Consider the following 14,793-nt stretch of genomic DNA (forward strand, 5'->3'; position numbering starts at 1 on the left):
CATGTTATATAGCCGTCTTTGCGAAATTGCCGGACACTTCTGGGTTTCCATCAATCAATACAAATTCTCGATAAATCTCACAATCTTGTTCGCGACGTGCGATTTTCAATAAAGCGCCGGATTGCCAAATGTAGGTGTCATGGAAAAAGCATTGTGCAGCGCATCCACAGTTGTATATTCCTCCCTCCAGTTTTTTTTCTTGGGGAGCAACCTCAAGGTTATGGATTCTTGAGAGTTCCACATTATATTGGTATTTCTTTTTCTTTGGGTTGAACAGCCAAACGTCGGAACACCGTGATCGTCCTTGACCGTTAGTAAAACCTGTAATCCAAATATCGGCATTTCCATCAAAATTCAAATCCGCAAGAAGGGCGTAGGGTTCACTTGGCCCTTGAAATTGACATTCAACTTTCACCCAACTCCCGGAAAGTTTAATGGCATGCGTTTTATCGCCTTCTGATGAATAGTAAACGCGAAGCTTGAGTGATTTCAGTATTTCGCTCATTGCCAACCCAGGCTGAAGGCTGCGAAATTTGGGTCTTCGTGAAATCGAGTGGGTGAAATTTAACATGAAAACCTCTGCAAGCCTTGTGGCATCAGGCAAAATGCATCCTGCACCTGTTGCAGAAAATGGGAGGTTTTTTCAATGGCTATTTCACGCAAACCCAAACGCATTCTCGACGCACATCGATTCCCCTGTTTTCGCCCGCTGGAAAAGATACGCGGCATCTTTGGCGACTCCAAAGCACGGATCATCACGCTCGTTCGGCGCTCAAAAAAACGGCCTGCAACAGTTGCGGCAGAACGCGCTCTGGTTGGTACGACAAGAGGCTTCGACGAGTTCGCGACCTCTCCTGTGGCGACACACGTATCTATCTGGAAATCGAAATTCGACGGGTGCTTTGTCGGCACTGCGGGAAAGTGAAACGCGAACGACTCGACTTTCTCGCCGACAACCCACTCTATACAAAGCGATTTTCTTGGTATGTAGGCAGACGGTGTCGCGCCAGCACGGTGTCGGACATTGCCCGCGAATTGCTTCTGGACTGGCACACCGTCAAGGAACTGGACAAGCAATACATGACCGCGCAACTGGAACGCGCCGGAACGCCAGCACCCAAGGCCATTGGCATCGACGAAATATCGATTCGCAAAGGACATACCTATCGCATTGTAGTCAGCGACTTGATCCGTGGTCGTCCCATCTGGTTTGGCGGTGCCGACCGTTCGGAGGACAGCATGCGACAGTTCTATGACTGGCTGGGAGAGAAGAAATCCAAAGGCATTTGTCTTGCAGTGATGGATATGTGGAAGCCCTTTCGTAACGTAACCAACGAACGCGCCCCGCAGGCGGCCATCCTGTTCGACAAATTCCACATCATGAGCCATCTCGGCGATGCTCTGGATAAAGTCAGAAAGATGGAATATGCACGTCTTCAGGGCAAGGATAGGCGCTACATTAAGGGGCAGAAATACGTACTGCTTTCCAATCACGAAAATATGACACTGGACGGCAGACGTTCTTTGAAGGCTTTGCTGGCAGCGAACAAACGGCTGAACACGGCGTACCTGCTGAAAGAGTCGTTTGGCCAGTTGTGGGATTACAGGAGCGAAGCATGGGCGCGGCGTTTCTTCGAGAATTGGAAAACCAGCCTGAAGTGGCAGCGCCTGAAACCTTACGAGAAATTTGCCGAGATGGTTGAGCGCCATTGGGATGGGATCGCAGCCTATTGCAAGCCAGAGAATAAAGTTTCACTCGGCTTTGTTGAGGGGCTCAACAATAAGATATGCGTCATCCAACGCCGTGCATATGGTCTGCGCGATGAAGAATATCTGCGACTAAAAATACTCACGTCTATGCTCCCGAGGCTCTAAAAAACATGAAATTTACCCACACGATCACGCGAAGAGCCACAAAGAAATTCAGCGATGATTTTCTCGTTAATTTGATAGAGGCATCGGGTAATCGCTTGCGTTTCTCCGGGACGATTGGCGTCGGCCCCGATGTTATGGCGTTGGTCGATGTAATGGATGCGAGTTATCGCATCATCCAATCCTTCCGCTCCCCTGACCTGAACGCATTGGGTTGGGAGGTCCGCTGGCATAGTTACGGCGTTGAGATCACCAAAGGGAAATCGAAATACGTAGCCATGACATGGCCAATCGAGTCGTGGGGCCGCGTCAGCGAGCGCCAACAAATGGATATGGTGAGCAGGTGAACACAGAAACGAAACTTCTCAAATTAGTCATGTTCAAGGAGTTCATCAAAATGCGGCTGGTCAATACTGTCGAGGTGTCTGAAAACCGTGACCCATCGGGCTGGGTAGTCTCAATCGGCACCGAACTTCACGGGGCTGTTTATTATCTTGAAAGGCAGCGTGGCGGCTGTCGTGTTTTCAAGGATCTTGAAACTCTCGTTGCAACACTGCGTCGTGCCGGAGTCGCGACAGTTACTTTACGCCTATCTTAAAGAGGTTTGAATTTATGGACTTAGGAAAATTTTGGCAAGATTTGGTGTCGATGATTGTTTGGAGCGGATTTTTTAAAAATCTGCTCGTTCTTATATGTTGTATTTCATTTCTGTTTATTGTGAATTTTTTTGGTTTGTATCCTGGTTGTGTACCTGTGACACTCGACGCCTGGTGCTAGAGGTATTTTATGAGCGCACATGAACCAACAGCGACGGCTATCCACGGCCGCGTAGCGCCGACCAGAAGGGGATGCCTCTGCGTATCCCCTGGCGGGAGGGAAGCGGTGGGTAACCGTCACTCATGCGCGTGATGAACCTTCACGATGCTGCCATTTTCCTTGCGGTGAATCCCGAGGCGCTGCGCCGTATGGCGCGCGCCGGTAGGATTCCCGCAACTCGCCTTGGTCGGCATTGGAGGTTCATCGACGCCGATTTGGTCGAACACCTACGTAGTGGGTACGCTGCAAAAACTGAGGAGAGTCTATGCCCGTCGTCAAACGCGGTAAAACCTGGTACGTCCGTTTCACGTCTCCCAACGGCAGCCGAATATTTGTCAGCGCTCGGACTACCGACAGGCAAGCCGCCCAGGAATACCACGACCGCCTGAAAGCCGAATACTGGCGCGTCCATCAGATCGGAGACCGTCCCCGCTACCTCTGGCAGCAGGCCGTTTTGCGTTGGTTAGCTGAAAAGGCGCATAAGGCCAGTCTCAAAACTGATAAGTCTCACCTCCGCTGGCTGGATGTTCACCTGCGCGACATACCTCTTGCCTCCATCACCACCGCCCTTTTGGAAACCATCGCCCAAGCCAAGCTCGATGACGGTGCTTCCCCTGCTCGCGCAAACCGCATGCTGGCTGTCATCAGATCGATACTTCGGTGTGCCGCCAACCAATGGGATTGGCTGGATAAGTCTCCCAACTTCCGTATGCTCTCCGAATCTAAACGCCGCATTCGCTGGCTGACCCGCGAAGAAGCCGAACGCCTCTTAGCAGCATTGCCGCCGCATCTGGCGGCCATGGCCGGTTTTGCGTTGGCCGCAGGCCTGCGCGAGTCAAACATCACCGGCCTGGAATGGTCTCAAGTCGATCTCGAACGCCGTATTGCCTGGATTCACCCCGACCAGGCCAAGGCACGCAAGGCCATTACCGTACCGCTCAACGCCGAAGCTGTATTGATTCTGCGCCGTCAGGTTGGCCAACATGACCGCTGGGTGTTTACCTACCAGGGCAACCGCGTCACCCGCGCCAACAATCACGCCTGGCGCAAAGCGCTCAAGCGTGCTGGTATTGAGGACTTCAGGTTCCACGATCTCCGCCATACGTGGGCCTCATGGCATGTTCAGGCTGGAACGCCACTGTATGCGCTCCAGGAGATGGCTGGCTGGTCATCGGTCGAGATGGTGCGCCGGTACGCTCACCTGAGCGCCGACCACCTGTCCGACTACGCGGAAAACCTGTGCCGTCCAAAGCTCGTGACTGGTGCAAAATCGGTGCAAGGGTAGTCGCACTCAATTCTTAACACAACGATGGAGGTAGGTAAGATTATGAAAATGCTAGAAAAAGCTGGTGCCCAGGGACGGAATCGAACCGCCGACACGGGGATTTTCAATCCCCTGCTCTACCGACTGAGCTACCTGGGCCGAATGATAGTGTACTCTTGCCTTCCCTTGCGGTGCCGTCGCGATTTAACTTGCCCTGACCATGTCATCCTGACTTGGCGTTCGTCCGCTTAGCGGACTCCCCCGACTGAGCTACCTGTGCGCACTGATCTGCGAGGAACGCGTATTAGACCTAAGTCAGGCATGGTGCGTCAAGTGATACTGCCTATTTTTTGTGCTGTACCGGCAAGTCCTCTATTACAATAGGCCATCGATTGTTCTTTCACGGGGTTGTTTTGAAACCGCATAAATTAACTTTATATCTATCTATCATTGGCTTGAGTGCTTATGGCGGGATCGTTTGCGCTGATAGTACACGTCAGCTAGCCAGTTTTCATCATCGGCAGGCGCAAGGCTGTGTTGTTTGCCATCAGGAGAACGGCAGTCAGCTCATGAAGGCGTCGTTGGCGGCCGGGTGCGTGGATTGCCATGCGTCTCGTGTGGTTAAGGGGCGGGTCACGCCGGTTGCGCGGGTATCATCACCCGCGCTGGAGGATACATCTGGGGTGTCACCAGGGCAAGGTTTGGGTGTGCCCCGACCCTTGTCGATCCCGATGTATTATGACAGCACCCGCATCGGCTCCAAGCCCAATGAGATGGTGCATATTCCGGCGGGGCCATTCATCATGGGTACGAATGAGCGTCTGTCGGACGAGGGGCCGCAGCATACCGTGCGCTTGAAGTCCTACTGGGTCGACAAGTATGAGGTGACAAACCTGCAATACAAGCAGTTTATCGACGCCGCACAGGGAAGTGCAAGTGCCGCGAGAGGCAGGATGCCGGAAGTGGCCGCCACGGGGCGGCGCTCACCAGACCATTTTGTCAACCGTACCTTCCCTGCGGGGAAGGCGGATCATCCCGTAACCTTTGTCTCCTGGCATGATGCGAAGGCCTACTGCGCCTGGGCGGGCAAACGTCTGCCGACCGATGAGGAATGGGAAAAGGCGGCGCGCGGCACGGATGGCAGGATGTTTCCGTGGGGCAATCAGTTTGATATCAATAAGGTCAACTCGCCGGTGCGCTGGGGGCAGCTCAAGGTGGAAGGAGATACCACACCGGTGGGCGCGTTCCCGGAAGGAGCCAGTCCGTATGGGCTTCACGATGTGTCGGGCAATGTGTGGGAGTGGACCGATTCCTGGTACCGGGCCTATCCCGGCAACAAAAAACCCAGCGAGAATTATGGCGAGCAGTACAAGACCCTGAAGGGTGGTTCGTGGTGGGATTGCTCGTTTTACAAATGCGGCATCTCCGCCCCGGTGTTCAATCGCGCTTTTTTTAATGCGAAGGTGAAAAATGCCAGCTTCGGCTTTCGTTGCGCCAAAGATGATAAATAACCATGGTACTGCGCTAGTCGCCGCGCTAGCCGTAGTGCTCTTTGGTTGCGGCAAGAACGAGGATGCGCCTCAAGGGCGTATGAAACAGCCGCCGGTAGTGGAGGGCATGGCGCTTATCCCGGCCGGGGGGTTCGTCATGGGCAGCAACAAGACCGACGATACGGACCTCCAGAAAGAGTATGGCTTTGTGAATCCGCTCTACGTGGATGAACACCCCCCCCGCAAGGTGGATCTCCCCGCCTTTATGATCGACAAGTATGAGGTCACCAACGCGCAGTACAAGGCGTTTGTTCTGGAGACCAAGGCGCCTGATCCGCCTTCCTGGGTGCAAAATGGCTACAACGTGCGCGACGATAAGCTACGCGCCGCCAGCGTGGAGAATTTGCGCTGGATTGCCACGGATTACTTCAAGATCGACAAAGAAGCCAGCACGATGACGCGCGAGGTGTTGCTTGCCGAGCTGGAAAAGATACAGAGACAGCGCAACAAACTGCCGGTGACGGGCGTGAGCTGGGACGATGCCTACAGCTTTTGCAGGTGGGCGGGCAAGCGCCTGCCCAGCGAAGCGGAATGGGAAAAGGCCGCGCGTGGGACGCAGGGGTTTGAGTATCCGTGGGGCAACCAGTGGGATGTCAAACGGCCCAATACTGGCGCGGATGGCGAAGGCGCCGAGGCGGTTGCCGCGCCAGGCTCCTATCCGGGGGACAAATCACCCCATGGCGTTTACGACATGGCGGGCAATGTCTCGGAGTGGGTGAACGATTGGTATCGGCCCTACCCCGGCGCCACATACAAAAATGAGGCCTTTGGTGAGGTCCACAAGGTGGTGCGTGGCGGCGGCGCGGGCGAGGGGCATTACGCCTTGAGTTCGTTTTACCGGGCGGCGCGTCGTGCGCATGCCGAGCCCGCCACGATCAGCACCGATGTGGGGTTTAGGTGTGCGGCGGATGCGGGTTGATGGTGGTGGGTCCGCCCCCACCAGGTGTTTTACCCTAAAAGCGGCGATTCACCACAGAGAACGCGGAGAACACAGAGGAAAAACAAGACCTTGACAATGTGTGCCTAGCCACCCGCTGGGTGGGTGTGCTCGCTACGTTAACCCCCTGAATTTCTTCGCGTCCTCTGCGGTTCAATAGTTTTTTTAGGTTTACGTGAGCTGCAACGGGTCAAACAGCCGGTTATATTCCTTGATTGCATAACGGTCGGTCATGCCAGCGATATAGTCTGCCACCGCGCGGGCACGGCCAGCCGTGCCTTGGGCCTCTTCAAGAATCTGTGTGTGGTGGGCAGGTTCCGGCGGTAGCAGGCGCGGGTCATTCATGAAGACCTCGAACAGCTCGCTGATGACGCGCGCGGCCTTGGTGGTCATGCGGCGCACGCGGTAGTGTTGATACAACTCCTTGCGCAAAAACTGCTTTAATTCGAGATTTTGTGTCCGCATGGCGTCGCTGAAGCCGATCAGGGGCGTGGCCCAGGCGCGTACTGCGCCGATATCGGCGGGCGCTGCCTGCGCCAGCCGTGTCCGGCTGGTTTCCACGAGGTCTATCACCTGGCGGTTAATCATGCGGCGCACCACCTCGTGTATGGTGCGCCGCTCTGGTAGATCAGGGTAGGTGTTTTTGACAATCGCATACTGCTCGCGGAACGCCGTCACTTCGCACAATTGCGCCACGTCGATCAACCCGGCGCGCAGCCCGTCGTCCACGTCGTGATTGTTGTAGGCGATTTCATCCGCCAGGTTGGCGAGTTGCGCCTCCAGGCCGGGCTGTTGCTTGTCCAGAAAGCGCAGCCCGACTTCCCCCAGCTCCAGGGCCTTGCGTGGCGAACAGTGTTTGAGGATGCCCTCGCGTGTTTCGAAGGTGAGGTTCAGGCCGGGAAATTCGGCGTACTTTTCCTCCAGATCATCCACCACCCGCAGCGATTGCAGGTTGTGCTCGAAACCGCCGTGTGCGCTCATGCAGTGATTGAGCGCGTCCTGCCCGGCGTGGCCGAAGGGGGTGTGGCCCACGTCGTGCGCCAGTGCGATGGCCTCGACGAGATCCTCGTTGAGCCGCAGCACGCGCGCGATGGAGCGGCCGATCTGCGCCACCTCGATGGAGTGCGTCAAACGGGTGCGGAACATGTCGCCCTCGTGGTTGACGAACACCTGGGTCTTGTACTCGAGGCGACGGAACGCCGCGGAGTGGACGATGCGGTCGCGGTCACGCTGGTATTCGCTGCGATAGGTGGGTGACGGCTCAAGGAAGCGGCGCCCGCGCGAGGCTACCGGGTGGGCGGCGTAGGGGGCGAGATCCAGTGTCGGGTTTCGAGCTTCGGGTTGCGCGGCCATGGCTTGTCCTGTTAAAGGGTAGTAGGGTGCGCCGCGCGCACCAACTCATTTGCATATGGGCCTATGGTGCGCGCGGCGCACCCTACGTTTCTTTGCATGCCTCGATCACCTCGCGCAGCAGACCGGGCGGGAAATCATCGGTCACCACCGCCTCGCCGATGGCCTTGAGCAGCACCAGGCGGATTTTGCCGTCCTGCACCTTTTTGTCCACGCCCATCAGTTCAATAAAGCGCGCGGTATCCAGCCCTGCCGGGGATTGCAGCGGGAGGCGTGCGCGCCTGATTAATGTCTCGATACGTGTCACATCTGCCTCGCTTAGCCAGCCCAGGCGTGCCGACATCCTTGCCGCCATGCACATGCCCGCACCGATGGCCTCGCCGTGCAGCCATGCGCCGTAGCCCATGCCGGTTTCGATGGCGTGTCCGAAGGTGTGGCCCAGATTGAGCGTGGCGCGCACGCCGCCCTCGCGTTCATCGAGCGCCACCACCTCGGCCTTGTTGGCGCAGGAGCGCTCGATGGCATAGACCAGTGCCTGCGTGTCGCGGGCCAGGAGTTTGTCCATGTTAAGCTCCAGCCAGTCGAAAAAGGCCGGGTCGCGAATCAGGCCGTATTTGATCACCTCGGCAAGCCCCGCGCTCAACTCGCGGTCCGGCAGCGTGTTAAGGGTGTCGGTGTCGGCGATCACGCAACGCGGCTGGTGAAACGCGCCGATCATGTTCTTGCCCAGCGGATGGTTGACGCCGGTCTTGCCGCCCACCGAGGAGTCCACCTGTGAGAGCAGCGTGGTGGGGATCTGGATGAAATCCACGCCGCGCTGATAGCAGGCGGCGGCAAAACCCGTCATGTCACCGATCACCCCGCCGCCGAGCGCCACCAGCGTGACACGGCGGTCGAGATGCTTGCGCAGCAGGGCGTCGAAGATGCGGTTCAGCACCTCCAGCGTCTTGTATTGCTCACCGTCCGGCAGGATCACCGATTCGCACTGATAGCCACTCAGTGCGGCGAGCGTTTTGTCCAGGTATAAGGGTGCGACCGTCTCGTTGGTTACGACCATCACCTGTTTGCCGGCGATGAATGGTTTCAGTAACTCAGCGCGCCCCAGTAAACCGCTGCCGATATGGATCGGGTAGCTGCGCGGCCCAAGTTCAACGTGTAATGTTTTCATGGTGTGTGAATCCCGCGGGTTCCTGCAAAAAATTGTTTAACCGTTTGGCCTGAGAATCGTAGGGTGCGTCCCACGCACCAATGATTGTGGTGCGTGGGACGCACCCTACATAGATTATTTATAATTACTCGACGCCTGCAGTTGGTCTTCAATCATCCGCACCGTGGCGCGCACGGTGTTGCTGTCGGTGTCGATAATGATATCGGCGATTTCGCGGTAGAGGGGCTCGCGTATTTTGATGATCCCCTCCAGCCGGGCGCGCGGGTCTTCGGTATGCAGTAGTGGGCGGTTGCGATCCCGTGCGGTGCGCTTGAGCAAGTGATCCAGCGAGGCGCGCAGATAGATAACTGTGCCGCGCCCGGCCAGATGGTTGCGGTTGGCGGTGTCCAGCACGGCGCCCCCGCCGGTGGCCAGTACGATGCCTTTGCGGCGCGTCAGGTCGTCAATCACCTCCCGCTCACGCTTGCGGAAACCTTCTTCGCCCTCGATCTCAAAGATCAGGGGGATGCTCGCCCCGGTGCGCTGCTCAATCTCATGGTCGCTGTCCACGAACTCCACGCCCAGGTTCTTGGCGATCTGTCGCCCGATGGTGGTCTTGCCTGCGCCCATCGGGCCGATCAGAAAAATGTTGTCGGATTTTGCCATGGGCAAATATTACCCTAAAACCGGGTGGGGATGGCCGGTTTTGGTGGTGCCGATGGGGAGAGCAAAAAGACTTCAACCCCGAGGCCTTTTTGGGGCGTCGGGGCTGAAGGGGTCTAACTTGGCCGGGAAGCCGGGCCTAATTATGGCATTTCATTGATGGCACAGGTTGCAGCTGTGCCAAAGGGGCTCACATAGCCTGGGGGCGACACTGTTTGCTGGTTAAAGTCATCAGCAAGCCGAGGGAGTGTCAGCCTCGCCCGAGTCAACGCCTCGCTACCCGATACCGACGCCCTCGCCTCCAGTGACAGTGTTACCCATTGAGAATATTCTGCTGCATATATGATGTCGAACAAGGCAAAGCCGTTTGCGTCTGTAGTCACGCTCCTTGGTGTTACTGTGGCGACATTGCCTGGTTCCAACCGGCCATTATTGTTTTCGTCAAAGTCTGGTGTTGACGACGCGGGGGCCTTATCAAAAATCCCGTTTAAATTTAAGTCCTCGTTGACACATGGAAGGCTGCTAACGCTCGCCTGCCAGCCTACGAAAGTGCCACTACCACTATAGACCCGAACATTCACGCCTTTGTAATACTCATACGGTACCAGGCTTAGCGTTACCGACGCATTCTTGACCGGACTGCCTGCTGAATCGGTAACAAGCACTGAATACGGTAGCCTATAACGCGTGGCATCCTCGACGGCAACCTTGTTTCCAGTACCCAGCGCGATGGACAGCGATTTGGAGCCGACGGTGAGCTTGGCGGAGTTACTCACGCTGGTGCCGTCTACAGTCGCTGTTATCACCACGCCGTCCTTGGCGCTGGACACCATGCTGCTGGTGTAAGTGGTGCTGGCGCGGCCAGAGCTGTCAGTCACCGCCTCGTTGGGCGAGATGTTGCCGCCGCTCACATCGAATACGGAAAATCTGACGGTCTTGTTCTTGATCAGATTGTTGTTCACATCGCGTAGCGTGGCGGTGATCGTACTGGTGTCGCCGTTGGTCGATATCACCGCCGGATCGGCCTGTACGGTCATGGAGGTCACCGTGGTTGCGACAAATTCAATGGTCAGATCCGTTGAGGCAGAGCCGCCAGGTGTCGTGGCGGAAATCACCGCCGGGCCGGCACTGAGGGCGGAGATGCTGACCGCAGCATCGCCACTGCCATCGGTAACGGCCGTGGTGCTGCTGAGCGTGCCACGGCTGGCGCTGAAGCCGATGGTTTGGCCCACCTGTGGCGTGCCACCAACCAGCCAGCGGACGGTGACGCTTTGTGCGGTACTCAGTGGCACCTCTGTGGCGCTGACCGGGCTGGTGAAGGCAAAGCTCGACGAATCCACGGTCAAGGTGGATTGGCCGCTGGTTCCTGCGGCGGTGGCGGTAATGGTATCGGCGCCTGCCGCCACGGCGGTTATATTCAGGGTTACTGCGCCATTGGCATCCGTCACCGGATTGTTGAGAATATCCGTCACGGTGCTGCTGAGGGCGAGGGTGTTGCCTTTGGCGGAGGTCACGGTCACGGGCGCGTTCGGTATGCCTTTTCCTGCCGAATCCTTCAGGAAGATGCTCCATTTTGCCGTTTTGCCCATCACCACCGATTTACTGCCGTTGAAGGTAATCGCGGTGCCGGTCACCGAAACCTTGTTGGTGGCGACCAGTGTGCCGGTCGTTGCGGTCACGGTGATGGTTCGGTTGGTTGGATCACCGCCAAGTGAGAGCTTGGCGGTGGCTGCTCCCGAGGCATCGGTGGTGCCCTGGGTTACCTGGATACCGCCTGACGAGGCGGCAAACGCTACGGGCGCCCCGGATACAAAATTATTGCTGGCATCTTTGGTGAGCACCGTCAATGTCACATCCTGGGAGCCGGCGGAGAGCAGTTGCGGGCTGCTGACCAGAAACTGCAGGCTGGCGACGGGGGCGGAAGGCGTGACGGGTGTAGTCGTGCCTGTGCCTGTTGTGCCCGTGCCCGTGGTAGGGGTGGTTGTGGTGGATGAGGTGCTGCCTGTAAATGCGTCACTCCCCCCGCCGCATCCCGCCAGCGCGGCCATCATTAGTAAGGCAATAATTTTTCTTACGGTTTTATGCATGTCTCAATCTCCACAAACGTTTGCGCTGGTCCTTTGCTTTCCGGGGGCAAAGGGCGCCCATCAAAATCCAGCTTCGCTCGAGAGGTATCGGCAGCGCGGCGCGCATCTTTAGCGTGCAATTCATCGGGATGCGCAGCGCCGTAAAACCAGTTGCGCTTACTAATGATAATCATTATCATTAACTGGAAATTACTGTGGATTTCCTGGAGAACAACAATGCCTCAAATTAAACGTAGCGCCTTTTTTGCCACCCTCGCAGTGAGCGCGTTGTTTGCCTTTCAGCCGACCGCCCACGCCGCAGAGGAGCTGGTGGTGTATTCCGCGCGTATTGAGAAATTGGTCAAGCCGCTGATAAATGCCTACGAAAAAGAAACCGGCACACACATCAAGCTGTTGACGGGCAAGGAGGGTCCGCTGCTGGAGCGTCTCAAGGCCGAAGGGGCAAAGACGCCTGCGGATCTGCTGATTACGGTGGATGCGGGCAATCTGTGGCAGGCGGAGCAAAGCGGGTTGCTGGCAAAGGTGGATTCGAAAGTTCTCAACGAGAATGTCCCGGCGCATCTGCGCGATCCGGACGGCCAGTGGTACGGCCTGTCGGTGCGCGCCCGCACGATTGTCTACAACACCAAGAAGGTCAAGCCCGGCGATCTGTCCACTTACGAGGCGCTGGGCGATGCCAAATGGAAGGGCCGGCTGTGTCTGCGCAGCTCCAAAAAGGTTTATAACCAGTCGCTGGTGGCAATGATGATCGCTGAGCTGGGTGAGGCGAAGAGCGAAGAGATCGTGAAATCGTGGGTGAAAAACCTGGCGACCCCGCCCTTTTCGGACGATGAGAACCTGCTGGATGCCATGGCGGCGGGACAGTGCGACGTGGGTATCGTCAACAGTTATTACTATGGCCGCCTCAAACGCAAGAATCCCAATGTGCCGATGGGCATTTTCTGGCCCAACCAGAATGACCGTGGCGTGCACGTCAACGTATCGGGCGCGGGCGTGACCAAGCATACCAAGCATCGCGAAGCCGCAGTGAAGTTCCTGGAGTGGCTATCTTCCACCGAGGCGCAGAACCTGTTCGCCGACGCCAACCTGGAGTTCCCGGTGAACCCCAAGGTCAAGCCTGATCCACTCGTCGCGGCATGGGGCAGCTTCAAGCAGGACAGCATCAACGTCGCGGAAGCCGGCAAGTTGCAGGCCAAAGCAGTGATGTTGATGGACCGGGCCGGGTATAAATGACAGCGGAGTACCCGTGAGCTTTGCCGCCAGCGGCGGTGGGTGGCGGCTGGCCAGCCTGGCCTTGGCGCTGCTGGTAACGATCCCCCTCCTGACGTTGCTGCCGGCCTGGCTGGTGGCGGAAGGTGAGGTGTGGCGGCATCTGGCCGATACGGTGCTGGGTGAGCTGCTGCGCAACACCGCCGTACTGCTCATCGGTGTCGGACTTGGTGTGCTGCTGCTCGGCGTGGGCTTGGCGTGGCTGACAGCCATGTGCGAGTTTCCGGGGCGCCGCGTCTTCGACTGGGCGCTGATGTTGCCGCTGGGTATCCCCACCTACGTGCTGGCGTTTGTCGCGGTGGGTCTGCTGGATTACAGCGGGCCGGTGCAGAGCGGCCTGCGAGAGCTGCTGGGGCCGGATAATGTCTGGTTTCCACCCATCCGCTCCGAGGGCGGGGTTATCGCCGTGCTGGCGCTGGCGCTCTATCCTTATGTGTATATGCTGGCACGCGCGGCCTTTCTCGGTCAGGGGCGCAACATGCTGGAGAGCGGGCGCATCCTCGGCCTTGCGCCGTGGCAGGTGTTTTTGCGCATCTGTCTGCCCATGGCGCGTCCGGCGATAGCCGCAGGCACAGCCTTGGCCTTGATGGAGACGCTGGCCGATTTCGGCGCGGTGGCAATCTTCAATTACGATACTTTCACCACTGCCATTTACAAGGCTTGGTTCGGTTTATTCAACATCCATGCTGCGGCGCAGCTTTCTACCCTGCTGCTGCTGTTTGTCGCCCTTGCGCTGTACGGCGAGCGACGCTGGCGGGGGCGGGCGCGCTTTTACAGCAGCGGCAGGCGTGCTTCCGAATTCCGCTATACGCTGAAAGGTTTGCGCGCGTGGTCTGCCACGGCGGCGGCTGCGCTGGTGCTGGCGCTGGCCTTTCTGATCCCGGTGGCGCAACTGGCGATCTGGGCGTCCGGCACGGCGCTAGCCGATCTGGATGAGCGTTACTGGGAGTTTGTAACCCATACCGTGATGCTGGGTGTATTCGCCGCGCTACTCACGGCAAGCGGTGCGTTGCTGCTTGGCTATGTAAACAAGCTCTGGCCGGGCAAGATGACCGGCCTGGCGGTGCGCATGGCGACGCTCGGCTACGCCATGCCAGGCTCGGTGCTGGCGGTGGGCATCATGCTGTTTTTCACCTGGACGGATCAGGGTGTAGATGTGCTGGCGCAGCGCTGGTTTGGCGTATCAACCGGGCTGCTGCTCAGCGGCAGCGTCATCGCCCTGCTGTTTGCTTATCTGGTGCGCTTTCTCGCCGTGGCGCATGGCCCGGTGGAGAGCGGGCTGGAGCGCATCACCCCCTCCATCCAGCAGGCCGCCCGCAGTCTGGGTGCGGGCAACCGCGAGATATTGTGGCGCATCTACCTCCCCATGCTGCGCCCTGGCCTGCTTACCGCCGCGCTGCTGGTGTTCGTCGACGTAATGAAAGAGTTACCCGCTACTCTGCTGCTGCGCCCGTTCGACTGGGACACACTGGCGATCCGCATCTTCGAGATGACCTCGGAGGGCGAATGGGAAGCCGCCGCCTTGCCCGCGCTGACCCTGGTGCTGGTGGGGTTGATCCCGGTGATTTTACTGGTGAGGCGTTCGGCGAAGTAAACCTAAAAACGGCGATTCACCGCAGAGCGTGCAGAGCGTGCAGAGAATGCAGAGAATGCAGAGAATGCAGAGAATGCAGAGAATGCAGAGAATGCAGAGAATGCAGAGAATGCAGAGAATGCAGAGGAAAAACAAGACATTGACAAGGTGTGCTGAGTCATCTACTGGGTAGATGTGCTTGTAACGCTAACCCCCTGGATTTCGCGGTTCCTGTGCATCCCTGCGACGTGCAGGGATGCACAAG

General features: G+C 57.6%; 13 protein-coding genes and 1 tRNA gene. 8 read left to right on the forward strand and 6 right to left on the reverse strand.

The annotated features are described in order from the left end of the window. Positions 1–4: 4 nt before the first annotated feature. A complete protein-coding gene (locus M3A44_00600; GenBank protein MEQ6340167.1) occupies positions 5–505 on the reverse strand; it encodes a hypothetical protein in 501 nt (166 codons plus the stop codon). Positions 506–588: 83 nt separating this feature from the next. On the opposite strand from M3A44_00600, the gene M3A44_00605 reads away from it, so the two are divergent. The 4 genes from M3A44_00605 (at position 589) to M3A44_00620 (ending at position 3,973) form a co-directional block, all read left to right on the forward strand. Then, complete coding sequence (locus tag M3A44_00605; protein ID MEQ6340168.1) at positions 589–1,875, forward strand: ISL3 family transposase; 1,287 nt, start codon at positions 589–591, stop codon at positions 1,873–1,875. A 5-nt stretch (positions 1,876–1,880) separates the two neighbouring features. Next, the gene (locus tag M3A44_00610; GenBank protein ID MEQ6340169.1) at positions 1,881–2,219 is read left to right on the forward strand and encodes a hypothetical protein; all 339 of its coding nucleotides are present in this window, start codon (positions 1,881–1,883) and stop codon (positions 2,217–2,219) included. Beyond that, on the forward strand, positions 2,216–2,470 hold the full coding sequence (locus M3A44_00615; GenBank protein ID MEQ6340170.1) for a hypothetical protein: 255 nt from the start codon (positions 2,216–2,218) through the stop codon (positions 2,468–2,470). Before M3A44_00610 ends, M3A44_00615 begins: the two co-directional genes overlap by 4 nt. Positions 2,471–2,953: 483 nt before the next feature. Continuing rightward, positions 2,954–3,973: a site-specific integrase gene (locus tag M3A44_00620; protein ID MEQ6340171.1), complete on the forward strand. Its 1,020-nt coding sequence runs from the start codon at positions 2,954–2,956 to the stop codon at positions 3,971–3,973. 62 nt (positions 3,974–4,035) lie between these two features. Here M3A44_00620 and M3A44_00625 read toward each other — a convergent pair. Continuing rightward, positions 4,036–4,111, reverse strand: a tRNA-Phe gene (locus M3A44_00625). A 410-nt stretch (positions 4,112–4,521) separates the two neighbouring features. Here M3A44_00625 and M3A44_00630 point away from each other — a divergent pair. Beyond that, positions 4,522–5,463 carry a formylglycine-generating enzyme family protein gene (locus M3A44_00630; GenBank protein MEQ6340172.1) on the forward strand — a complete coding sequence of 314 codons (942 nt, stop codon included), beginning with the start codon at positions 4,522–4,524 and terminating at the stop codon, positions 5,461–5,463. Beyond that, the gene (locus M3A44_00635; GenBank protein MEQ6340173.1) at positions 5,453–6,421 is read left to right on the forward strand and encodes a formylglycine-generating enzyme family protein; all 969 of its coding nucleotides are present in this window, start codon (positions 5,453–5,455) and stop codon (positions 6,419–6,421) included. The genes M3A44_00630 and M3A44_00635 overlap by 11 nt, the downstream gene beginning before the upstream one ends. A gap of 189 nt (positions 6,422–6,610) precedes the next feature. On the opposite strand, the gene M3A44_00640 is transcribed toward M3A44_00635, so the two are convergent. The 4 genes from M3A44_00640 to M3A44_00655 form a co-directional block, all read right to left on the reverse strand. Beyond that, on the reverse strand, positions 6,611–7,792 hold the full coding sequence (locus M3A44_00640; GenBank protein ID MEQ6340174.1) for a deoxyguanosinetriphosphate triphosphohydrolase: 1,182 nt from the start codon (positions 7,790–7,792) through the stop codon (positions 6,611–6,613). 82 nt (positions 7,793–7,874) lie between these two features. Next, a complete protein-coding gene (gene aroB, locus M3A44_00645) occupies positions 7,875–8,957 on the reverse strand; it encodes a 3-dehydroquinate synthase (GenBank protein ID MEQ6340175.1) in 1,083 nt (360 codons plus the stop codon). 114 nt (positions 8,958–9,071) lie between these two features. Then, positions 9,072–9,602, reverse strand: coding sequence for a shikimate kinase AroK (aroK, locus tag M3A44_00650; GenBank protein MEQ6340176.1), 531 nt, complete (start codon positions 9,600–9,602; stop codon positions 9,072–9,074). Positions 9,603–9,742: 140 nt separating this feature from the next. Next, the gene (locus M3A44_00655; GenBank protein MEQ6340177.1) at positions 9,743–11,686 is read right to left on the reverse strand and encodes an Ig-like domain-containing protein; all 1,944 of its coding nucleotides are present in this window, start codon (positions 11,684–11,686) and stop codon (positions 9,743–9,745) included. Between the two features lie 216 nt (positions 11,687–11,902). Here M3A44_00655 and M3A44_00660 point away from each other — a divergent pair, with 216 nt between their 5' ends. Then, the gene (locus M3A44_00660; protein ID MEQ6340178.1) at positions 11,903–12,919 is read left to right on the forward strand and encodes a Fe(3+) ABC transporter substrate-binding protein; all 1,017 of its coding nucleotides are present in this window, start codon (positions 11,903–11,905) and stop codon (positions 12,917–12,919) included. Positions 12,920–12,932: 13 nt separating this feature from the next. Continuing rightward, positions 12,933–14,549, forward strand: a complete 1,617-nt coding sequence (locus M3A44_00665) for an iron ABC transporter permease (protein MEQ6340179.1) — start codon at positions 12,933–12,935, stop codon at positions 14,547–14,549. Positions 14,550–14,793 lie beyond the last annotated feature (244 nt).

Source organism: Gammaproteobacteria bacterium, assembly GCA_040183005.1.
In the GTDB taxonomy this organism is placed as follows: Bacteria; Pseudomonadota; Gammaproteobacteria.

Coding starts and splice junctions, on each gene's coding strand:
- M3A44_00630 (MEQ6340172.1), top strand. CDS start 4,522: ATGAAGGCGTCGTTGGCGGCCGGGTGCGTGGATTGCCATGCGTCTCGT.
- aroK (MEQ6340176.1), bottom strand. CDS start 9,602: ATGGCAAAATCCGACAACATTTTTCTGATCGGCCCGATGGGCGCAGGC.
- M3A44_00620 (MEQ6340171.1), top strand. CDS start 2,954: ATGCCCGTCGTCAAACGCGGTAAAACCTGGTACGTCCGTTTCACGTCT.
- M3A44_00640 (MEQ6340174.1), bottom strand. CDS start 7,792: ATGGCCGCGCAACCCGAAGCTCGAAACCCGACACTGGATCTCGCCCCC.
- M3A44_00635 (MEQ6340173.1), top strand. CDS start 5,453: ATGATAAATAACCATGGTACTGCGCTAGTCGCCGCGCTAGCCGTAGTG.
- aroB (MEQ6340175.1), bottom strand. CDS start 8,957: ATGAAAACATTACACGTTGAACTTGGGCCGCGCAGCTACCCGATCCAT.
- M3A44_00655 (MEQ6340177.1), bottom strand. CDS start 11,686: ATGCATAAAACCGTAAGAAAAATTATTGCCTTACTAATGATGGCCGCG.
- M3A44_00600 (MEQ6340167.1), bottom strand. CDS start 505: ATGAGCGAAATACTGAAATCACTCAAGCTTCGCGTTTACTATTCATCA.
- M3A44_00610 (MEQ6340169.1), top strand. CDS start 1,881: ATGAAATTTACCCACACGATCACGCGAAGAGCCACAAAGAAATTCAGC.
- M3A44_00660 (MEQ6340178.1), top strand. CDS start 11,903: ATGCCTCAAATTAAACGTAGCGCCTTTTTTGCCACCCTCGCAGTGAGC.